Here is a 20,937-nt window from a genome sequence, read left to right on the forward strand (position 1 = left end):
CGTCTCGGTGATGCGGATCGGCGCGTCATCAATGGATCACGCGGCTCAGGCTGCCGATTCTACGGAACGATCGTTTCAGGCGTGTGACGGCGTCAGGAGGACGCGACGGATGCCCCACCCGGCGCCGTCTCGATCGCCAGCGCCCAGCGCACCAGGTCGACGTCGCGGTCGGGCGGCCCCACGAAGCAAACGCCCACGGGCGCGGGGCCGAGCGGCGTGTCGATCATGAGGAACGGCGCCGAGAGCGCCGGCAACCCGCCGATGCCCGCGAGGGTCGTCATCCGCAGGGTCGCGGTCCGCGTCGCCTCGATGCCGGGCCCGCCGCCGGCGCGCGACGGCGCCGGTCCGGGAGTCGTGGGCAGCACGACCAGCGCGTCGTCGACCAGGGCGCGCACGCAGTCGCGGAGGACGTCGAGCTCCGCCCGCGCGGCCCGCTCCGCGTCGGCGGTCACCTCGGATGCCGCGGCGAACCGGGCTGCGACGTCGGCGCCGAGCGCACCCGGGTGCGCCGACACCCAGTCGCCGTCGTTCCGCCACGCCTCGGCGGCCTGGACGATCCGGAACGTCTCCTGCAGGTGGGCGAGGTCGCCGACCGATCGGATCTCGACCTCGTCGACGAGGCCCAGGGCGACGGCGCGGTCGAGCCACGCCTCGAAGGCCGCCCGGGTCGCGGGTTCGGTCGCGTCGAGCGCCTCGGCCGGGACGAGCCAGCGCCGGGGCCCCTCGAGCCCGGCCGGGGTGGATGCGCCGCCGTCGCCGTCGCTGCTCGGGGAATCCGGCTCGCCCGAGACATCCGACTCGCCCGAGGCATCCGCACCGTGCCGTTCGATCGCCCACGCGGCCACGCGCTCGAGCGTGGCGCCGTCGCGGGTCAGCCAGCCGACCGTGTCGAACGACTGCGCCAGTGGCAGCAGGCCCTGGCGCGGCACCAGCCCGTGCGTGGTGCGCAGCCCCCAGAGCCCCTGGTACGACGCGGGCACCCGGATCGACCCGGCGGTGTCGGTCGCGAGTCCGATCTCGGCCTGGCCGAGGGCGACCGCGGTCGCCGGCCCGCTCGACGACCCGCCCGGCAGCGCGCCCGGTGCGGCCCCGTTCGGCGGGGTGCCGTAGTGGGCGTTGGCGCCCGCGATGCTGTACGCGAACTCGTCGGTGCGGGCGATGCCGCGGATCGAGGCGCCGCCGCGCAGCAGGTCGGAGACCGCGGCCGCCGTCTTCGCCTCGGGCCGCGCCTGCTCGAGCCAGGTCGGGTTGCCCGCGCCGATCCGGTAGCCGGCGATCGCGAAGAGGTCCTTGACGGCGACGCCGAGTCCCGCCAGCGGGCCCGCGTACGCGCCCTGGTACAGCGGATCGCCGACGCTCCGCCACACCGAGCGGTCGAACGCCGCGGCCCGGCCGGTGACGTGCGCCGCCGTGATGCGCCAGCGGCCGTCGACCCGCTGCCAGAGCTGCGTCTGCAGTCCCCGGCCGCCGGCCGCGTACTCCGAGACCGACACGAGCAGGGCGGCGTCCGCGCCCAGCATCCGGGTCTCGAGGCGCGTGATCACGCGCGGCGCCACGCCGCCGCGGAGGCTCCGGAAGCCGCTGATCGCGTCGTGGCCCATGAGGAGCCCGGCCGCGTCGCCGCGGAGCGTGCCCTCCCCGGGCGCGAAGGCGGCGTCGAGCGCATCGAGGTCGTTCGCGAGGATGGCACGCTCGTACGCCTCGAACGCGGCGACGAGGTCGGCGGGCGCCTCGCCCGTCATCGCCCGACTCCGTCGAAGTCGGCCAACCGGATCCGGGCGTGGACCCCGGTGACGCGGTCGACCACCTGCGAGATGTCGAAGTCGGTGGCGGCGCTGAGGTACGCGTACGCGAGGTGCTCGTCCATGCCCCACCGGGCGCCGATCAGCGACAGCGCCTGGCGCACGCAGCGGCGCAGCGCCTCGTCGAGGTCGGCGTCCATGCCCGTCGGCACGAGGTACTCGTCGGTGCGCGCGAGCGGGCCGAGCACCTCGCCGAACGCGGCGAGCGCGTCGGCCCGGCGGACGACGTCGAACCGCAGGGTGACGCGGAGGGATGCCTCGAGCGCGGTGAGCGCGACCTCGCCGTCGCCCTGCGCGAAGTGCGGATCGCCGACGTAGGCGAGCGCGCCGTCGACCTGCACGGGCAGGTACAGCGTCGACCCCGCCGTCAGCAGGTTGAGGTCGATGTTGCCGCCGTGGGCGCCCGGGGGCACCGAGTGCGGCCGTTCGTCGCCGGCGACGGCGACGCCCATGATGCCGAGGAACGGCCGCAGCGGGAACTCGACGACCCGCTCGCCGCCCTCGACCACGGGAAGCAGCCCGACGAGCCCCTCGGCGCGCTCGGCGATCGGCGCGAAGACGCTCACGTTGGCCTCGCCGCGGGGCAGCTCGCCCGGGAGGGCGCCGCGGCCGTGCCGATTCGAGATCACGCCGTACGGCACGCGCGGCACCGTCTCGAGCACCGTGATCGCGAGCAGGTCGCCGGGCTCGGCGCCCTCGACGCGGATCGGGCCGGTCACGACGTGCGGACCGTCGGCGGCGGGGTCGCGCGACACGGTCGCGGCGATCTCGACCGCATCGGCCAGCACGGCGTCGGCGGGCACGCCGTGGGCGCCGAAGAACGCCAGCGGATCGGAGCCCTGGTCCTCGAGCAGGCCCTCGTGGCTCACCGTGTCGATCGTGACGACGTCGCCGGCCGAGATCGTCAGGACCGGGGCATCCGCCTCGCAGGGCAGCCGCCCCCAGCGCACCGTCGCCGCCGTGGCGGGCAGGTAGACGGGTGCGGGGATCGCACCCGTTCCGGGCTGCAGGATCATGGGAGCGTCGGTCACACGCCCATCCTGCCGGTCGACGTGTTACGCCGCGATGAACCCGGGCGGCGTCCGCGAGTCGGCGGCGCCGACGGCGCCGACGGCTATGGTGGGCGCGTGCAGCCGCAGACCGGGCCCGAGTGCCGCGACCTCGTGACGGATCCGCGCCGGTGAGGGTCGGCATCGTCGGCGCAGGTGCGGCAGGACTCACGACCGCGTGGCTCCTCGACGGGGCGCACGACGTCACCCTCCTCGAACGCGACCACCGGCTCGGCGGCCACGCCGACACCCGCGAGGTCGTGGTCGACGGGCGACGGCTCGCCGTGGACGCCGGATTCCAGTTCTTCTCGCCCGGACCGGCCTATGCGACCTTCAATCGGCTCCTCGACGCCCTCGGCGTCGAGCGCGCGTCGTACGCGACAACCCTCACGCTCGACCACCGGGTGTCTGCACGCGCCATCGCCATGCCGCCGGTGCGAGCCGGCCGGATCGACCTGCCCTCGCTGGCGCCGGGATCGATCGGCACCCTCATCCGGTTCCGCGGGTTCGTCGACCGGCTGCCGGCCTTCCTCGCGGGCGGCGACACGTCGACCACCGTCGCGGAGTACCTCCAGGAGGCGCGCCTCCCGAAGGCGTTCGTCGACGGGTTCCTCGTGCCGCTGCTGCTCGCGTTCTGGTGCGTGGAGCGCGAGGAGTTCCTCGGGTTCGCCGCGCACAACGCGTTCCACTACCTCGGCGCGAACGCCGGCAGCGGCCTCCGCGCGCCCGTGCTGAGCGAGATCCCGGGCGGCCTACGGGTCTACGTCGACGCGCTCGCCGCCTCGTTCGGCCGGGTGCGGGTGCGCACGGGTGCGGAGGTCACCCGGGTGACCCGCCAGGACGACGGGTATCGGGTCGAGGACGCGGGCGGCGCCGTCCACGAGTTCGATCGCGTCGTGCTCGCCTGCCACGCGCGGCACGCCGCCGCGCTCATCGCCGACGACCCGGAGCTCGGACCCCTGCGGGCGCAGCTCGCCCGCTTCCGCACGTTCGACACGCGCATCGCGATCCACGGCGACCGCCGCCTGATGCCCCGGCGCGAGGCGGCGTGGTCGGTCGTCAACGCCAGGTGGGACGGCGTGCACAGCTCGCTCTCGGTGTGGAACCCGCGCCTCGGCCTGCCCGTCTTCAAGAGCTGGATCACCCACGACGACCGGCTTCCCGACCCGCTGTACGCGCTCGCGACGTACGAGCACGGCCTGATCACGCCGGACTACTTCGACGCCCAGCGGGCCGTGCGCGAGCTCAACGGCACGCACGGACTCTGGATCGCCGGGCTCGCCGCGCACGACGTCGACTCGCACGAGAGCGCGGTGCGCTCGGCCGTGACGGTCGCGCAGGCGCTCGCGCCGGGCACGGCGCGACTGCGCGCGCTCGACGCGGTGGGGTGAGCGGGCCGGGCGGGCCCGGCCGAAGTCAGGCCGTGACGACCGTGGGGCTGCCGACGGGCGCGTCGGCGCCCATCTCGGCCGCGATGCGGTTCGCCTCGTCGATGAGCGTCTGCACGATCTCGGCCTCGGGCACGGTCTTGATGACCTCGCCCTTGACGAAGATCTGGCCCTTGCCGTTGCCCGACGCGACGCCGAGGTCGGCCTCGCGGGCCTCGCCCGGGCCGTTCACGACGCAGCCCATGACGGCGACGCGGAGCGGCACGCTCATGCCCTCGAGCCCGTCGGTGACGTCGTTCGCGAGCTTGTAGACGTCGACCTGCGCGCGGCCGCACGACGGGCACGAGACGATCTCGAGCTTGCGCTCGCGGAGGTTCAGCGACTGCAGGATCTGCAGGCCGACCTTCACCTCCTCGACGGGCGGCGCCGACAGGGACACGCGGATGGTGTCGCCGATGCCCTCGCTCAGGAGGATGCCGAAGGCGGTCGCCGACTTGATCGTGCCCTGGAACGACGGCCCCGCCTCGGTGACGCCGAGGTGCAGCGGCCAGTCGCCCCGCTCGGCGAGCAGGCGGTACGCCTTCACCATGACGATCGGGTCGTTGTGCTTCACCGAGATCTTGAAGTCGTGGAAGTCGTGCTCCTCGAAGAGGCTCGCCTCCCACACGGCCGACTCGACGAGCGCCTCGGGCGTCGCCTTGCCGTACTTCTGCAGGAGCCGCGGGTCGAGCGAGCCGGCATTCACGCCGATGCGGATGCTCACGCCGGCTTCCTTCGCGCGCCGCGCGATCTCGCCGACCTGGTCGTCGAACTTGCGGATGTTGCCCGGGTTCACGCGCACCGCGGCGCAGCCGGCGTCGATCGCCGCGTACACGTAGTTCGGCTGGAAGTGGATGTCGGCGATGACCGGGATCTGGCTCTTCTTCGCGATGATCGGCAGCGCCTCGGCGTCGTCGCGGCTGGGGACGGCGACACGGACGATGTCGCAGCCGGAGGCCGTCAGCTCGGCGATCTGCTGGAGCGTCGCGTTGATGTTCGGCGTCGGCGTGGTGGTCATCGACTGGACGCTGACCGGGGCGTCGCCGCCCACGAGCACCTTGCCCACCTTGATCTGGCGCGACTTGCGTCGCGGGGCCAGGACTTCGGGGACCTTCGGCATTCCGAGATTCACTGCAGGCACGTGTTCGAGTCTACTTCCGCGGCGACGGGGGCCGGCTGCGATCGGATGCCTCAGGCGCAGCCGTCCTCGTGGATCGGCGTCGGCGCCCGCACGTCGGTCACGGTGATCGGAGACTGCCAGTCGCTCCGGTCGAGGAAGTCGACGCCGAACCGCTTCATGTGGATCGTCCCGTCGGACCACGTCTCCTCACGCTCGATGTCGTCGAGGTACGGCCCCGAGCATCCGCTCGGATTCACCTGGAGACCTGGCACCGCCTCGAGCTCCGTCCACGGCGTGCCGGCCTCGATGCCCTGCACCGTCGTGAGCTCGATCCCGGCGCTCGCCGGCGCGGTGAACACCACGAAGGTGCTGGGGCTGTACAAGCTTCGCGGATCATCCGCGAACTCGGCCCAACGGTCGACGAAGCGGTTCTCCCACAGCTCGAAGCCGTCCCAGCGGTGGGCCGTGCTCGGCGGGAAGTGGCTCGATCCATCGAACTCCTCATCGACGGGCGGCGTTCCGAAGACGGTCGTCATCGTCTCGATCGCGGGGCCCGCCGAGGCGAGGTAGTCGAGCGACGCCACGACGGCGCCGGTGGCGTCGCGAAGCTCCAGCGCCTCGGGACGGACGACCAGCGACGTCACCGTGGTGAGCGGGTCCTGAGGCTCGGGCGCGGGCGTCTCGGTCGTCGGGTGCGGCAGGGGCGCCGAGGCCTCCCGTGCGGGCCTCGGTGCCGGCGGCGTGCCGACGCAGCCCCCCATGGCGAGCACGAGCGAGACGCGACGGCAGCGAGGCGGACGGTTCGGATCATCGCACGACCTAGACGCAACCGGTCTCGACGACGGGAACGCGGAGCATCGCGACGGCCGACCCGTCGTCGTCCGAGATCAGGTCGACGACGATGCGCTCGGTCTTCGCACTGCCGTCGTACCAGGTGACGACCTGTTCGCGGGCGTCGGTGAAGGCGTGGGCGCACTCGCCGGCCACCTGGAACGCGGGCTGCTGCCGGACCTCCGCCCAAGGTTCTCCCACGGCCCGACCGTCGGTGGTCGCGAGCATCACGCCGGCTGTCTGGGCACCGGTGATCTCGACCACGAACGACGGCGCCCGCGTCGGCACGAGGGCGCTTCGGTCCCACCCGTTCACATACCGCTGCTCGATCATCGTGAACGGGCCCCAGGTGTGCCGCGTCGAGGGTACGACCTCCTGGCCGCCGGGGCTCTCCTGGACGACTGCCGGCGTGCCGAACACCGTGCCAAGGGCCACCGCGACGGATGCGGCGTCAGCGGCGTAGTAGTCGTACGAGGCGACCACCGCACCATCGGTGTCGGTCAGCACGAGCCCCTCGGAGCCAGCGGCGATCGCCGTCACGGTCGACAGCGGATCGACGGGCTCGGCAGTCGGCGCCGTCGTGGTCGGAGGCGCCGAGGCGGCGTCCGGCGGCAGAGTCGAGACGGGCGCCGGCGCGACGCATCCGGCCAGTGCGAGCACGAGCGAGACGGCGACGGCGGAGAGGGCGCCGACGCGGGCGGTTCGGGTCATCGGACTCCTGGGTCGGGATCACGGCCCCCGGGTGGGCCGACTACCTCGATCATGCATGCGGCGCGGCGCCCGCGGGTGCCACAGGCGTCACGATCACGTATCGGAGGAGCTCGCCCGCTTCAGGCGTGTCGGCGCCGAGCGGCTCCGCGGGCCCGAACGGGGCCGGACGCAGTCGCTCAGCTCCGCTCAGCGAGACGGGCCGCGCAGGGGCGACCTGCTTGATCTGGCGCGACGTGCGTCGGGGGCCAGGACGTCCCGGACTCGGCACTCCGAGATTCACTGCAGGCAGGAACGCGGCGCCTCCATCGACCGGCGGCCTCAGCCGACGTTCAGGTGAACTTGGTCGTCAGGCGCACCCGTCGGCTTCGACATAGGGCGCCCCGATCCACGTGACGACCTCGGTGTCGGGTTCGACGTTCCACCAGGGGCCGAGTGCGACGCCGTACGTCTGCGGCCCGACCGCCTCGGACTCCGTGACCACCGCCAGGTCGACGAGCGGGCCGACGCACGACCAGCCCGGGTTGGGCACCCCGACCGTCGCGTACTCGGGCCAGGGCATGCCCACGACGGCCCCGGTCGCCGAGGTCAGGGCGACGCCGTCATACGCCGGCGCGTCGAAGGAAACGGCGAAGTGCGGCCAGACGAGTCCGTAGCCGTTCTCGACCCGTCGCTGCTCGTCGTAGTGGCGCTCGTCGAGCTCGACTGCTCCCCACGTGTGCCGGATGCCCGGAGGGGTGTGATTGCTCCCGTCGTACGGGGTGTCGACCGACGGCACGCCGAACACCGTATCGAGTGAGGCGATCGCCTCGTCGACATCGCCGAGGTAGGAGTGCGATGCGACCACGGCGCCGCTCGCATCGCGCAGGTCGAAGGTCTCGGGCAGGAGCACCACGGAGACCACCGTGTCGATCGGGTCGATCGCCGGCGGCTCGGTCGGGCTCGCCGATGGGGTCGTCACCGCGGTGGTCGTCGGCACAGGACCCGCCTCCGCATCGAGATCGGTGCACCCCGTCACGGCGAACAGGGCAGTCGCCGAAATCACGATCACGGCGAAGAGGCGAGCCTTCACGAGCACCATTCCCTTCGAGGCATGCGGGACCTCACACCGGTATCTTCGCGGGTCGGGGCGCCACGGATGGACGGCGGACGGTCACGATTCGGCGACGCTCAGCGAGACGGGCCGCGCAGGGGCGACCTGCTTGATCTGGCGCGACGTGCGTCGGGGGGGCAGGACGTCCCGGACCTTCGGCATTCCGAGATTCACCGCAGGCACGCGTCCGGGTCTCCTTCCGCGGCAATGGGAGCCCGCGGCGATCGGATACCTCCCCGGTGCGAAGCTCGGCGCAGTTCGTCATACGCTGGGCACTCCGACGTTCAGCGGGGCGATGAGCCGAGGGAAGCCGGCAGCACCCTCGTACGCCTGCAGCACCACGGAGTACGCGTTCGAGCTCCCCTCGATCTCCGGCGGGCCGAGTTCGGCGCCGGTCTCCATCGGGATCCCGGCGAACGGGAGGCCCTCGAAGTCGCTGATCGCGCCGGCGAGCCCCGAGGGATCGTCGCCGATGGCGAACCCCGCCGACGTGGTGACGGGAATCGCGCCCACCGCCGGTGCCGTCACGATGATGACGACGTTCATGTCGCGGTCGTCGGGCACGTCCTCGTCGATCCAGACGGTGGGGTCGGCGTCGTCGAACCGGCCCATGTGGTCGTCCCAGACCTCGAACCCGGGCCATCGGTAGATGGTGGTCCGCGGCACCTCGCAGCAGTCTGCTGGCGACTCCTCGATCGCCGGCGCCGTGCCGAACACGGTCGTGAGCTCCGCCACGAGCACGGCGGCGTCGAGGTCGTAGGACAACTGCTCCAGCTCAGCGCGTGCGGCGTCGACGAGGTCGAGGCGCTCAGGCCGCAGGACCACGGCGACGACCTCGGGCGTCGCCTCGACCGACGCGGTCGGCTGCTCGGCTGACGCAGCGGGGCTCGCCTCGGGCACGGAAGGAGCCGGCACGCACGACGCCATCGCCAGGGCCGTGGAAGCGGCGAGGGCCGCGAATGCCAGGCGGCCCCACGACCGGCGCGGTCGACGGGGGTGGCCGGACGGTGCGTGCACGCGGGAGTCCTCTCGGGCGACGGAACGGACCTCCGATCGAGGACCGCGATCAGCGTGCCAGAAGCCGGAACGTGGAAGCCGAGCTTCAGATCACGATCGCGTATCGGAGGAATCCGCCCGCATCAGGCGCGTCGGACATCCTCGTGCGTCGAACCCGAGGTGACGTCGAGCGGCGGCTCCGTGGCCGCGACCACCTCGTCGACCGTGACCCCCGGCGCGAGCTCAACGAGCACCAACCCGTCGGGGGTGACGTCGATCACCGCGAGGTCGGTGATGATGCGGTCGACCACGCCGCGGCCGGTGAGCGGCAGCGAGCACTCGTGCACGATCTTCGGCGACCCGTCGCGCGCGACGTGCTCCATGAGCACGATCCGGCGACGGGCACCGTGGACGAGGTCCATCGCGCCGCCGGGGCCCTTCACCATCTTCCCGGGGATCATCCAGTTCGCGAGGTCGCCGTTCGCGGACACCTGCATGGCGCCGAGGATGGCCGCGTCGACCTTGCCGCCGCGGATCATCCCGAAGCTCGTGGCCGAGTCGAAGAAGGCGGCGCCGGGCAGCACCGTCACCGTCTCCTTGCCCGCGTTGATGAGGTCGGGGTCGACCTGGTCCTCGGTCGGGTACGGGCCGACGCCGAGGATGCCGTTCTCCGACTGCAGCACGACGGTGACGCCGTCGGGCACGTAGTTCGGCACGAGCGTCGGCAGGCCGATGCCGAGATTGACGTACGATCCGTCGGCGAGTTCGCGGGCCGCACGCGCGGCCATCTCGGTCCTCGTGAGCGCCATCTCAGGCCCCTTCCACGCCGTCGCGGACGGTGCGGCGCTCGATCCGCTTCTCCACCTCGCCGACCTCGACGACGCGGTCGACGAAGATCCCCGGCAGGTGCACCGCATCGGGGTCGAGGTCACCCGGCTCGACGAGCTCCTCGACCTCGGCGATGCAGACCCGCCCGGCCATGGCGCAGAGCGGCGAGAAGTTCCGAGCCGACCGGTCGAAGACGAGGTTGCCGCGCCGGTCGCCGCGGCGCGCGTGCACGAGCGCGAAGTCGGTGGCGATCGCCTCCTCGAGCACGAAGTCGTGCGCCTCGCCGCGCACGGTGAACGACTGCACGGGCTTCGCCGGCGACGCCAGCGCGATCGACCCGTCGGGCGCGTAGCGCTGCGGCAACCCGCCCTCGGCGACCTGCGTGCCGACCCCGGTCTGCGTGTAGAACGCCGCGATCCCGGAGCCGCCGGCGCGGAGCTTCTCGGCGAGGGTGCCCTGCGGCGTGAGCACCACCTCGAGCTCGCCCGAGAGGAACCGGCGTTCGAACTCCTTGTTCTCGCCGACGTACGACGAGGTCATGCGGCGGATGCGCCCGGCGGCCAGCAGCACGCCGAGCCCCCAGTCGTCGACGCCGCAGTTGTTCGAGACGACGTCGAGGTCGCCGACGCCGCGGTCGAGCAGGGCGCCGATGAGCACCATCGGGATGCCGCAGAGCCCGAATCCCCCGACCGCGAGGGATGCCCCCGCCGGGATGTCGGCGACCGCCGCGGCGGCGGTCGGGACGGACTTGTCGAACGTCATCGGGCGACCTCCTCGTCGTGTGCGGCGCGGGTCGCGCGCCGTCGTACGCCACCCCGGCCTCCTGGACCCGGTGAATGACCACTAACTGAATCGTAGAATGGGATCGTCGCCTCCGACAGGGGCGCATCCGACGAAGGAGTCACCCCCATGAGCCACCCCGAGGCGGTCGTCATCGCCGGCGCCCGCACCCCGTTCGGCCGCATCGGCGGCAACCTGGCCTCGCTCACGGCGGTGCAACTCGGCACGGCCGCGATCCGGGGCGCGCTCGAGAGGGCCAGGGTCTCCCCCGACGACGTCGACGCCGTGATCATGGGCCAGGTGCTGCAGGCCGGCGCCGGCCAGAACCCGGCCAAGCAGTCGGCCGTCGCGGCCGGCATCCCGTGGCGGGTGCCCGCCACCACGGTCAACAAGGTCTGCCTGTCGGGGCTCGTCGCCATCGCCGACGCGGCCCGGCTCATCCGCCTCGGCGAGGCCGAGGTCGTCGTGGCCGGCGGCCAGGAGTCGATGACGAACGCCCCGCACCTGCTGCCCGGCTCCCGCTCCGGGAAGACCTACGGCGACTGGCCGCTCCTCGACCACGCCGCCCACGACGGGCTCACCGACGCGTTCGACCACGAGTCGATGGGCGCGTCCACCGAGCGCTTCAATGCCCGCTACGACTTCGGCCGCGCCGAGCAGGACGAGGTGGCGGCGGCCTCGCACGTCCGTGCCGGCCGGGCCCAGGCCGACGGCGTCTTCGGCGACGAGATCGTCCCCGTCGAGATCCCGCAGCGCAAGGGCGACGCGGTCGTCGTCGACGCCGACCAGGGCGTGCGCCCCGACTCCACCCCCGAGACCCTCGCCGGCCTCCGTCCCGCGTTCGCCGCCGACGGCACGATCACCGCCGGCAACTCGTCGCCGCTGTCCGACGGCGCCGCCGCCGTGGTCGTCGCGAGCCGCGCCTGGGCCGAGGAGCGCGGGCTGCCGTGGCTCGCCGTCATCGGCGCCTCCGGACAGGTCGCCGGGCCCGACAACTCGCTGCACTCGCAGCCCTCGAACGCGATCGCCGCCGCCCTCGACCGCGACGGCTGGTCGGCCGGCGACCTCGACCTCGTCGAGATCAACGAGGCGTTCGCGGCGGTGTCCATCCAGTCGGCCCGCGACCTCGACCTCGACCCCGAGCGGGTCAACGTGCACGGCGGGGCGATCGCGCTGGGGCATCCGATCGGCGCCTCCGGCGCGCGGCTCGCGCTGCACGCCGCACTCGAACTGTCCCGCCGCGGCGGCGGGCGCGCCGCGGTCGCGCTCTGCGGCGGCGGCGGCCAGGGCGAGGCGCTGCTGCTGTCCCGGTAGCCCGGCGGGCGGGCGGATGCCACGATGAGGGAATGACCTCCCCCGCCACGTCGCATCCGCCCCTGCACCACCGGCTGCGGCGGATGACCGGCCGCGACCCCAACGAGGCGCACCGCGCCGCCACGCCGCTCGAGCTGCTCTTCGACCTGACGTTCGTCGTCGCCTTCAGCCAGGCCGGCACGCAGGCCGCGCACCTGATGGAGCTCGGCCACTGGGGGCCCGCCATCGGCGCGTTCTCGTTCGCGGTGTTCGCGATCAGCTGGGCGTGGATCAACTACTCCTGGCTGGCGTCGGCGTACGACAACGACGACCTGTTCTTCCGCATCGCGACCATGGTCTCGATGATCGGCGTGCTCGTGCTCGCCCTCGGCATCCCGCCGCTGTTCCACTCGATCGACGAGGGCGAGCACCTCGACAACGGGCTCCTCGTCGCGGGCTACGTCATCATGCGGGTCGCGGCGATCGCGCTGTGGCTGCGGGTCGCCCGCGACGATCCCGGCCACCGGCGCACGGCACTCACGTACGTGTGGGTGTTCGGCGCCGCGCAGGTCGGATGGATCGTGCTGATCTTCGTCGACCCGCCGATCCCGACCGCCGTCGCCTGCACGCTCGCACTCGTCCTCATCGAGCTCGCCGGACCGATCGTGGCCGAGCGCAAGGACGGCAGCACGCCGTGGCATCCGCACCACATCGCCGAGCGCTACGGGCTGCTCGTGATCATCACCCTCGGCGAGGTCGTGCTCGGCACGATCCTCGCCATCTCGGCCGTCGTCGAGGAGCAGGGCTGGAGCTTCGACGCCGGGCTCGTCGCCTTCGGCGGGACGCTGCTCGTGTTCGGCCTGTGGTGGGTCTACTTCATGATGCCGTCGGGACAGGTGCTCGCCCGGCGTCACCGCGACGGGTTCAGCTGGTCGGCGTTCGTCTGGGGCTACGGGCACCTGGTGATCTTCGGCTCGCTCGCGGCGACCGGGGCGGGCCTGCACGTCGCCGCCTACGTGATCGAGGGCACCGCCCACATCGACGCGGTCGCCGCAGCGCTCACGGTCGTGATCCCGGTGGCGGTGTTCACGGTCGCGCTCTTCACGCTGTACTCGCTGCTCCTGCGGCAGTTCGACCCGTTCCACCTGCTGCTGTTCGTGCTGGCGATGGTGGGGCTCGCCCTCGCGGTCGTGGCGGTCGCCGCGGGCGCGAGCCTGGCGGTCGGCATCACGATCGCGGCGTGCTCTCCGGTCGTGGTCGTCGTCGGGTACGAGTCGGTCGGGCACCGGCACCAGGCGGTCGCGCTGGAACGCGCGCTCGCCGACTGAGCGGGCGTGGTTTCGACAGGCTCAACCACCGGGCAGCCCGTCGAGACCACGACCCCGCGCCGCGCTGCCGCTACGCGTTCGGCCGGTTGGCGCGCAGCACCTCGAGGCGCGCCCGGTACTCGACCTCGTCGATGTCGCCCTTGGCGAACCGCTCGGCGAGCGTCGACTCGGCGCTCGCCCCGGCGCGCGCCCACGGCGGGCCGTAGTCGCCGTTCGCCCACGCCCGGCGGCGGCCGCGGGAGACGAGGAAGATCACGAGCCCGATGACGAGGATCCAGAAGATCGGGATGAGGAAGAAGGCCCAGCCCCAGCCGGCCGCCCAGGGTCCGGCGTGGGCGACGACCGTGGTGGCCGCGAGCGTGGTGAGCATGAGGGAATCCCTTGTTCGTGCGGCCCCGGAGCGGGCCGTCCACTCCATGCTCCGGGCGGCGGGTCGCCCGCGAATCCGCCCGGGGAGGCACTTGCCCTGCTCCCCCGGGAGCAGTCGGGCGACCGTCGCCCTACTGCTGCCAGCCCGGCGCCACGAGCCCCGACTCGTACGCCACCACGACGAGGTGCACCCGGTCGCGGGCGTGCAGCTTCGCCATGATGCGCGACACGTGGGTCTTCGCGGTGAGGGGCGACAGCACGAGCCGGGCGGCGATCTCGTCGTTCGTGAAGCCCTGGCCGACGAGTCGCAGCACCTCGCGCTCCCGGTCGGTGAGCGCGGCGAGCCGTTCGGCGTCGGGCGCGTCGCGGAGGCCCACGGCGAGGCGCTCGAGGAGCCGCCGCGTCACCCCCGGCGAGAGCAGCGCCTCGCCGGTGGCGACGACGCGCACCGCGCGGATCAGGTCGGCCGGCTCGGTGTCCTTCACGAGGAAGCCGCTCGCGCCGGCGCGGATGGCCCGCGCGACGTACTCGTCGAGCTCGAAGGTCGTCACGATGACGACCTTCACGTCCGCGAGGGCCGGGTCGGCGGCGACCTGCTCGGTCGCCCAGAGCCCGTCGCCGTCGGGCATGCGGATGTCGGTGAGCACCACGTCGGGCACGGTGCGGCGGACGACGTCGAGCAGCTCCTCGCCGGTGGATGCCTCGCCGACGACCTCGATCCCCTCCTCGGCCTGCAGCAGCGCCCGGAACCCCGCGCGCACCAGCACCTGGTCGTCGGCGAGCACCACGCGGATCACGGCGCGCCCCAGGGGATGCGGGCGGCGACCCGGGTGCCGCCCTGCGGCGACGGCCCGATCTCGACGGCGCCGCCGAGCAGGGCGGCCCGTTCCCGCATGCCGAGCAGGCCGCTGCCCGCCCCGGCGGCGGCGTCCGCGGTCGAGGTCGCGGTCGCGGTGCGTCCGTCGGCGTCGGGCGCCGGGATGCCCCGGCCGTCGTCGTCGACGGTCAGCAGCAGGGCATCGCCGTCACGGGCGACCTCGACGAGCGCCGCGCGGGCGCCTGAGTGCCGCACCACGTTCGTGAGCGCCTCCTGGGCGATGCGGTAGGCGGCGAACTGAGCGGCCCGGCCCGGACGGGCGCCGTCGAGGCGATCCACCAGTCGCACCTCCAGACGGGGTGATCCGACCCCGGCGACGAGCCGCGCGAGGTCGTCGAGCCCCGCCTGCGGCGCGAGCGGGGTCGCGGCGTCGGCGGAGCCGCCCTCCCCATCGCCCCGCATCACGCCGAGCACGCTGCGCACCTCCTCGAGCGCGTCCTTCGAGGTCGCCCGGATCGCGGTGAGCGAGCTGCGGGCCTGCTCGGGGTCGCGGTCCATGAGGTGCAGCCCGACCCCCGCCTGCACGTTGATCTGCGACAGTGCGTGCCCGATGACGTCGTGCAGTTCGCGGGCGATGCGCATCCGCTCGGCCTGCTCGGCCGTCTGCCGGCGGCGTGCCGCGTCGACCCGGTACGCCGCGATGCGCTCGCGCCGCACCCGCACGAAGGCGCCGACGCCGAAGCACGCCGCGAGCAGCAGGGTCGTGAGCGCGATGCGCACCGGATGCTGCTGCACGCCGATGAGCGCGCCGATCGTCAGCGCCGCCGCCCAGGCGACGACCACCGAGGCGACCGCCCAGGCCACGGCGCCGCGCGCGACGGCCAGCACGATCGCGAACGCGAGGGCGACGTACGGCGGCCCGACGCCGGGGCCGGTCAGCGCGTCGACCAGTGCGGCCGCGGCGACCACCGCGACCGTCGGTCCGGGCCACCGCCGCGAACCGAGGAGGGCGAGCGGCCCGACCGCGGCGAGCGCGACCATCGCGAGCCCTGCCGGCCAGCCGACCTGCTGCCAGGCGGCGATGCCGATCGCCGCGGGCACCTGCACGAGCAGGCTGACCACGACCGGCACGAGCAGGACCGCCGCCGGCGGTGGGCGGAACCGGCCCGGGCGGGCGGCCCACGGGGGCGCGTCCCACTCGCTGACCGGCATACCCCGATGGTATGCCCGGTGCCGACGCGGCGGATCGCCCGTGCGGATGCTCCGCACGTACTCCCCCGGGAGCAGGCCCTCGCCCCGGTCGGGTCAGGCGATCGCAGCCCAGGGCAGCCGTGCCGCGACGCGCGTGCCGCCGAGCTCCGACTCGCCCACGTCGAGGCCGCCGCCGATGAGCGTGGCCCGCTCGCGCATCGAGAGCACCCCGCCGCCGACCTCGGCGTCGTCGTGGATGCCCTGGCCGTCGTCGTCGACCGTGAGCACGAGCGCGTCGCCGTCGCGCACGACGACCACCTCGACGACCGAGGCCTCGGCGTGCCGCACCACGTTCTCGAGCGCCTCCTCGGCGATGCGGTAGGCCGCGAACTGGGCGGCCCGTGCCGGGGCACCGTGCAGGCGGTCGTCGAGGCGGGCGTCGAGTCCGTGCGTGCGGGCGCCGGCGACGAGGCGCGGCAACTGGTCGAGCTCGGCCTTCGCGGGCGTGCGCGGCGCGTCGTCCTCGGCGAGCACGCCGACCACGCTGCGCACCTCCTCGAGGGCCGCTGCCGCGAGGTCGCGCACCCGCTCGAGCGCCGCACGGCCCCGCTCGGGGTCGCGCTCCATGAGCTGCACGCCGACGCTCGCCTGCACGTGCACCTGCGCCAGCACCTGCGCGAGCGAGTCCTGCAGTCCGCGCGCGATCCGGCGGCGCTCGCCGCGCTCGGCGACCGCGCGCCGGCGCAGCACCTCGGCGCGCAGGAGCTCGGCCCGCCCGAGGCGGACCCGCACGAGCCATCCGACGGCGACGGCCGCGGCGAGCGCGGCGGTCGCGACCGCGACGCGGAACGGATGCCACGCCAGGCCCTCGATCGTGCCCACGACGATGGCGGTCAGCCAGGCCAGGCCCACCGAGACCGCGGTCCACACGAGCGCCCCGTATCGGACGGCGACGCCGATGCCGACGAGGAGCGCGACGTACGGCGGCCCGGAGACCGGGGTGAGCAGCACGTCCGCGAGCGCGAACGCCGACAGCGCCGCGACCACCGGGCCGGGGCGGTGGATGGCCAGCAGCAGGAGCGCCGGACCGGCGACGGCGAGTGCGAGGTCGAGTCCCGCGATGAGCGGGTCCAGCCCGAGCCGGGCGGCGTCGATCGCCGTCCAGGGCGCCTGCACGAGGAGACAGGCGAGGGCGGAGAGTGCGAGTACTGCCTTCGGGCTGGGTCGGGTCATCTGGCCATCGGGTCTGGGGTCGGGGGCGGGTGGTGCGTCAGAGGAGGCTGATGGGCTTCACGAGGTCGGCGTAGATCAGCAGCGCGCTCATGGCACCGAGGATCACGACGACGCCGAGGGTGATCGGCATCATCTTCGCGAGGTCGACCGGACCGGGGTCGGGCCGGCGGCGGAGCTTCGCCCACCCGCGGCGGATCGCTTCCCACAGGGCGCCGGCGATGTGGCCGCCGTCGAGCGGGAGCAGCGGGATGAGGTTGAACACGAACAGCGCGACGTTCAGCGACGCGAGGATCCCGATCAGTCCGGCGGCCTTGTCGAGCACGGGGATCGTGTCGAGGCTGGCGATCTCGCCGGCGACCCGCCCGACGCCGACGACCGAGATCGGCCCGTTCGGGTCGCGCTCGCCCGGGCCGAACGCGGCGTTCGCGACGTCGATGATGCGCTGGGGCAGGTTGACGATGATCCCGGCGACGCCGGAGATGTTCTCGCCGAGGGTGGTGAACACGACCGTCACCGGCTGGGCCGCCCGCTCGTAGGCCGGCGCGATGCCGACGAAGCCGACCTTCGCCGTCGCAGGCTCGCCGTCCGCGCCGGTGACGACCTGTCCCCGGTCGTCGAGCACGTACCGCTCGCTGAGCATCGGGGTGACCTCGAGGGTCACCTGCTCGCCGTCGCGCTCGACGACGACCTCGATCGGCTCGTCGGGGTGCGACCGGATGACGGCGGTCGACTGCTCCCACGACTCGATCGACTCGCCCGCGACCGAGACCAGGCGGTCGCCCGGTTCGACGCCGGCCGCGGCGCCCGGCGCGGCCGGGTCGCCCGGCTCGCACGTGGTGCGCTCGCTCGTCTCGGGGAGTGCGCACGCCGACACCGACCCGACCGTCGTCGACGGCTGCTGGATGCCGATGCCCATGAGCAGCACCCCGAAGAGCACGACCGCGAGCACGAGGTTCATGAACGGGCCGCCGAACATGACGATGATGCGCTTCCAGACCGGCAGCCGGTAGAACGCGCGGTCCTCGTCGCCCGGCGTGATGGTCTCGGCGCTGGAGTCGCGGGCGTCCTGCACGAGGCCGCGGAAGAACCCGGTGGAGTCCTCCTTGGCGTGCTCGCCCTTCGCCGGCGGGAACATCCCGATCATCGCGATGTAGCCGCCCAGCGGGATCGCCTTCACGCCGTACTCGGTCTCGCCGCGGCGCTTCGACCAGATCGTCGGGCCGAAGCCGATCATGTACTGGGTGACCTTGACGCCGAACTTCTTGGCGGGCACGAGGTGCCCGATCTCGTGCAGGCCGATGGACACGGCGAGGCCGATCACGATGATGACCACGCCGATCACGAAGGCGAGCACGGATTCCACGCCGAGAAGCGTAGCGCCGGTGCCTTGCAGTTCGCTGGCGCTCTGCTGGGAGCGCGGTTCGGGGGCGGTCAGGCGGCGGCGATGCGCCGGTCGGCGGCGCGGCGGGCGGATGCCTCGGCCTCGGCGAGCGAGGCCACGGTGAGCTTCGCGTCGGCCGCCTCGTGCGACTCGACCACCGCGCGGACCGTGTCGACGATGCCCGGGAACCCGATGCGCCCGGCGTGGAACGCGGCGACCGCCTGCTCGTTGGCGGCGTTGAACACGGCGGGGTACTCGCCGCCGGCGCGGCCGACCTGCTTGGCGAGCGCGACGGCCGGGAACGCGGCGTCGTCGAGCGGCTCGAACGTCCACTGCGTCGCGGTCGTCCAGTCGAGCGGCCGGCCGACGCCCGCCACCCGGGCGGGCCAGTCGAGCCCGAGCGAGATCGGCAGGCGCATGTCGGGCGGCGACGCCTGCGCGATCGTCGACCCGTCGATGAACTCGACCATCGAGTGGACGATGGACTGCGGGTGCACGACCACGTCGATGCGGTCGTAGGGCACGTCGAACAGGAGGTGGGCCTCGATCACCTCGAGGCCCTTGTTGACGAGCGTGGCCGAATTGGTGGTCACGACCAGGCCCATGTCCCAGGTCGGGTGCGCGAGCGCCTCGGCGGGCGTGACCGCCTCGAGGTCCGCGCGGCTGCGGCCGCGGAACGGGCCGCCGGAGGCGGTGAGGACGAGCCGGCGCACCTCGTCGTCGGTGCCCGAGCGCAGCGCCTGGGCGATCGCGGAGTGCTCCGAGTCGACCGGCACGATCTGGCCGGGCGCCGCGAGCCGGGTCACCAGGTCGCCGCCGACGATGAGCGACTCCTTGTTCGCCAGCGCGAGGGTGGTGCCGCGCTCGAGCACCGCGAGGGTCGGCGCGAGGCCGACCGATCCGGTGATGCCGTTGAGCACCACGTCCGCGTCGACGTCGCGCACGAGCTGCACCGCCTCGTCGATGCCGACGGCGGTGTCGTCGACGCCGAACGCCGCGGCCTGGGCCTCGAGCTCCGCCCGGTTCGACCCGACGGCGAGGCCGACGACCTCGAAGCGCGACGGATTCGCGCGGATGACGTCGAGCGCCTGCGTGCCGATGGAGCCGGTCGAACCGAGGATGATGACGCGCTTCACGCCTCCACTGTAGGCCGCGGCCGTGGCGGGCCGCCGACCGTTCAGGGCAGCATCGCGATCGCGGCGACCCGTCCGTCCGGCAGGGCGAGGTCGTGGGTGCGCGCCTCGGTCCACCCGTCTCCGAGCTCGGGCGCTCCGCGCACGATGGCCGCCGCCTGGCCGGCCTCCGTCGGTGCGAGCGCGATCGCCGAGGGCTCCAGCAGCCCGGAGTGCCCGAGCGCCCGGATGACGGCCGCCTTGCGGGCCCACATCCGGGCCCGGAGCGCCGGTGCGGCGTCGGGATCGGCGGCGGCGAGCGCGGCGACCTCGACGGGATGGAACGCCGCCCGGTCCAGCGCGGGCGCACCGTCGCCGACGACGGCCATGCCGACCCCGAGGCGCCGCCTGAGGCCGACCGCGGCGACGACCACGCCCCCCGACTGCAGCGCGTCGCCGAACCATCCGGCGCCCGACGGGGTCGTCGGGTACTCGACGAGGGGGCGCCCGTGCCGGGCGCCGCACTCGGGGCATCCGTAGCGCAGCTCGACGTCCTCCGCCGGCACCTCGGCCTGACGGCCGAGCAGGTGGCGCAGGAGCACCTCCGGCGCCGGCGGCCGCCGCTCCGAGACGACCGCGACCGCGACGCCGCGGTCGTGCGCGCCCGGCTCGCCGAAGGTGACGAGGCGCGCGGCGTCGAGCAGGTCCATGCGGTCATCCTCCCGCAGCGCAGGCGGATGCCGCGACCGGCGACCCGGGGTGCCATATTCCGCCGTTCGCATGGGCCGGGCGGTAGCGTCACCCTGTGAGCGAGATCGAGGCCACCGGCGTCCCTGCGCCGCTCCAGCCCCAGGGAGCGACCTACCACATCGGCCGGGCACTGCTCCGGCCGCTCGTGCTGCTGCTGTGGCGGCCCCGCATCGAGGGCTCGAAGCACGTGCCGAAGAAGGGCGCGGTGATCTTCGCCTCGAACCACCTGTCGTTCATCGACAGCATCGTGATCCCGATCTCGGCGCCGCGTCCGATCCGGTTCCTCGCGAAGTCGAGCTACTTCGACGGCAAGGGCCTCAAGGGCTGGATCTCCCGCACGTTCTTCCACGCGATCGGCGCGGTCGCCGTCGAGCGCGGGGCCGGCGCCGCGGCGCAGGCCGCGCTCGACCAGGGCCGCCGCATCCTGGACGGCGGCGAGGCGTTCGCGGTCTACCCCGAGGGCACGCGCTCCCTCGACGGCCGCCTCTACCGCGGCCGCACCGGCGTGGCCTGGCTCGCCCTCACCACCGGCGCGACGGTGGTGCCCGTCGGCCTCATCGGCACCCAGGAGATCCAGCCGGTCGGGGCGAAGCTGCCGCGCATCCGTCCGGTGACGGTGCGGTTCGGCGAGCCGCTCGACCTCTCCCACCACGGCGCCGCCACGTCGGGCAAGGCGCGGCGCACCGCGACCGACGAGATCATGGCCGCCATCCACGCCCTCAGCGAGCAGGAGCTCGCAGACGCCTACAACGAGGCGCCGCCGCAGGGTGCGCTCGCGCGCCTCGCCGACAAGGTCGTCCCGCGCGAGCGGGTCTGACGCGATTGCCAG

General features: G+C 73.6%; 20 protein-coding genes. 4 read left to right on the plus strand and 16 right to left on the minus strand.

The window, feature by feature from the left end; translation table 11 throughout:
• Nucleotides 1-92: 92 nt before the first annotated feature.
• Entirely contained in the window at nucleotides 93-1,742 is a 1,650-nt protein-coding gene (locus tag ACGGZK_RS15820) for an AtzH-like domain-containing protein (protein ID WP_395243581.1), read from the minus strand.
• Nucleotides 1,739-2,818, minus strand: coding sequence for an acetamidase/formamidase family protein (locus ACGGZK_RS15825; protein ID WP_395246109.1), 1,080 nt, complete (start codon nucleotides 2,816-2,818; stop codon nucleotides 1,739-1,741). Before ACGGZK_RS15825 ends, ACGGZK_RS15820 begins: the two co-directional genes overlap by 4 nt.
• Before the next feature lie 164 nt (nucleotides 2,819-2,982).
• Between ACGGZK_RS15825 and ACGGZK_RS15830 the strand changes: the two genes are divergently transcribed.
• A complete protein-coding gene (locus ACGGZK_RS15830; protein WP_395243582.1) occupies nucleotides 2,983-4,242 on the plus strand; it encodes an FAD-dependent oxidoreductase in 1,260 nt (419 codons plus the stop codon).
• Between the two features lie 25 nt (nucleotides 4,243-4,267).
• On the opposite strand, the gene ispG is transcribed toward ACGGZK_RS15830, so the two are convergent.
• The 7 genes from ispG to ACGGZK_RS15865 all read right to left on the minus strand — a co-directional run bounded on the left by ispG (nucleotide 4,268) and on the right by ACGGZK_RS15865 (nucleotide 10,616).
• On the minus strand, nucleotides 4,268-5,398 hold the full coding sequence (gene ispG, locus ACGGZK_RS15835; RefSeq protein WP_395246110.1) for a flavodoxin-dependent (E)-4-hydroxy-3-methylbut-2-enyl-diphosphate synthase: 1,131 nt from the start codon (nucleotides 5,396-5,398) through the stop codon (nucleotides 4,268-4,270).
• Between the two features lie 71 nt (nucleotides 5,399-5,469).
• Entirely contained in the window at nucleotides 5,470-6,168 is a 699-nt protein-coding gene (locus ACGGZK_RS15840; RefSeq protein ID WP_395243583.1) for a hypothetical protein, read from the minus strand.
• Between the two features lie 49 nt (nucleotides 6,169-6,217).
• On the minus strand, nucleotides 6,218-6,940 hold the full coding sequence (locus ACGGZK_RS15845) for a hypothetical protein (RefSeq protein WP_395243584.1): 723 nt from the start codon (nucleotides 6,938-6,940) through the stop codon (nucleotides 6,218-6,220).
• Between the two features lie 346 nt (nucleotides 6,941-7,286).
• Complete coding sequence (locus ACGGZK_RS15850; RefSeq protein ID WP_395243585.1) at nucleotides 7,287-8,018, minus strand: hypothetical protein; 732 nt, start codon at nucleotides 8,016-8,018, stop codon at nucleotides 7,287-7,289.
• A gap of 273 nt (nucleotides 8,019-8,291) precedes the next feature.
• Nucleotides 8,292-8,945: a hypothetical protein gene (locus ACGGZK_RS15855; protein ID WP_395243586.1), complete on the minus strand. Its 654-nt coding sequence runs from the start codon at nucleotides 8,943-8,945 to the stop codon at nucleotides 8,292-8,294.
• Between the two features lie 224 nt (nucleotides 8,946-9,169).
• Nucleotides 9,170-9,835: a CoA transferase subunit B gene (locus ACGGZK_RS15860; RefSeq protein ID WP_395243587.1), complete on the minus strand. Its 666-nt coding sequence runs from the start codon at nucleotides 9,833-9,835 to the stop codon at nucleotides 9,170-9,172.
• A 1-nt stretch (nucleotide 9,836) separates the two neighbouring features.
• Nucleotides 9,837-10,616, minus strand: coding sequence for a CoA transferase subunit A (locus tag ACGGZK_RS15865; protein ID WP_395243588.1), 780 nt, complete (start codon nucleotides 10,614-10,616; stop codon nucleotides 9,837-9,839).
• Between the two features lie 147 nt (nucleotides 10,617-10,763).
• Here ACGGZK_RS15865 and ACGGZK_RS15870 point away from each other — a divergent pair, with 147 nt between their 5' ends.
• Nucleotides 10,764-11,948, plus strand: a complete 1,185-nt coding sequence (locus ACGGZK_RS15870) for an acetyl-CoA C-acetyltransferase (protein ID WP_395243589.1) — start codon at nucleotides 10,764-10,766, stop codon at nucleotides 11,946-11,948.
• A 32-nt stretch (nucleotides 11,949-11,980) separates the two neighbouring features.
• Nucleotides 11,981-13,255, plus strand: coding sequence for a low temperature requirement protein A (locus tag ACGGZK_RS15875; protein WP_395243590.1), 1,275 nt, complete (start codon nucleotides 11,981-11,983; stop codon nucleotides 13,253-13,255).
• A 70-nt stretch (nucleotides 13,256-13,325) separates the two neighbouring features.
• Here the strand turns inward: ACGGZK_RS15875 and ACGGZK_RS15880 are convergent, their stop codons facing one another.
• The 7 genes from ACGGZK_RS15880 to ACGGZK_RS15910 form a co-directional block, all read right to left on the minus strand.
• Nucleotides 13,326-13,625, minus strand: coding sequence for an SHOCT domain-containing protein (locus ACGGZK_RS15880; RefSeq protein WP_395243591.1), 300 nt, complete (start codon nucleotides 13,623-13,625; stop codon nucleotides 13,326-13,328).
• A gap of 130 nt (nucleotides 13,626-13,755) precedes the next feature.
• Nucleotides 13,756-14,421 carry a response regulator gene (locus ACGGZK_RS15885; protein WP_395243592.1) on the minus strand — a complete coding sequence of 222 codons (666 nt, stop codon included), beginning with the start codon at nucleotides 14,419-14,421 and terminating at the stop codon, nucleotides 13,756-13,758.
• Nucleotides 14,418-15,653, minus strand: a complete 1,236-nt coding sequence (locus tag ACGGZK_RS15890) for a sensor histidine kinase (RefSeq protein ID WP_395243593.1) — start codon at nucleotides 15,651-15,653, stop codon at nucleotides 14,418-14,420. The genes ACGGZK_RS15885 and ACGGZK_RS15890 overlap by 4 nt, the downstream gene beginning before the upstream one ends.
• A 93-nt stretch (nucleotides 15,654-15,746) precedes the next feature.
• Nucleotides 15,747-16,865, minus strand: coding sequence for a sensor histidine kinase (locus tag ACGGZK_RS15895; RefSeq protein ID WP_395243594.1), 1,119 nt, complete (start codon nucleotides 16,863-16,865; stop codon nucleotides 15,747-15,749).
• 37 nt (nucleotides 16,866-16,902) lie between these two features.
• Nucleotides 16,903-18,228 carry a M50 family metallopeptidase gene (locus ACGGZK_RS15900; RefSeq protein WP_395243595.1) on the minus strand — a complete coding sequence of 442 codons (1,326 nt, stop codon included), beginning with the start codon at nucleotides 18,226-18,228 and terminating at the stop codon, nucleotides 16,903-16,905.
• Between the two features lie 68 nt (nucleotides 18,229-18,296).
• Nucleotides 18,297-19,382: a 1-deoxy-D-xylulose-5-phosphate reductoisomerase gene (gene dxr, locus ACGGZK_RS15905; RefSeq protein ID WP_395243596.1), complete on the minus strand. Its 1,086-nt coding sequence runs from the start codon at nucleotides 19,380-19,382 to the stop codon at nucleotides 18,297-18,299.
• A 41-nt stretch (nucleotides 19,383-19,423) separates the two neighbouring features.
• Nucleotides 19,424-20,068 carry a hypothetical protein gene (locus ACGGZK_RS15910; RefSeq protein ID WP_395243597.1) on the minus strand — a complete coding sequence of 215 codons (645 nt, stop codon included), beginning with the start codon at nucleotides 20,066-20,068 and terminating at the stop codon, nucleotides 19,424-19,426.
• Nucleotides 20,069-20,163: 95 nt separating this feature from the next.
• On the opposite strand from ACGGZK_RS15910, the gene ACGGZK_RS15915 reads away from it, so the two are divergent.
• A complete protein-coding gene (locus ACGGZK_RS15915) occupies nucleotides 20,164-20,925 on the plus strand; it encodes a lysophospholipid acyltransferase family protein (RefSeq protein WP_395243598.1) in 762 nt (253 codons plus the stop codon).
• Nucleotides 20,926-20,937 lie beyond the last annotated feature (12 nt).

Origin of the sequence: Agromyces sp. MMS24-K17 (assembly GCF_043950245.1) — a bacterium.
In the GTDB taxonomy this organism is placed as follows: domain Bacteria; phylum Actinomycetota; class Actinomycetes; order Actinomycetales; family Microbacteriaceae; genus Agromyces.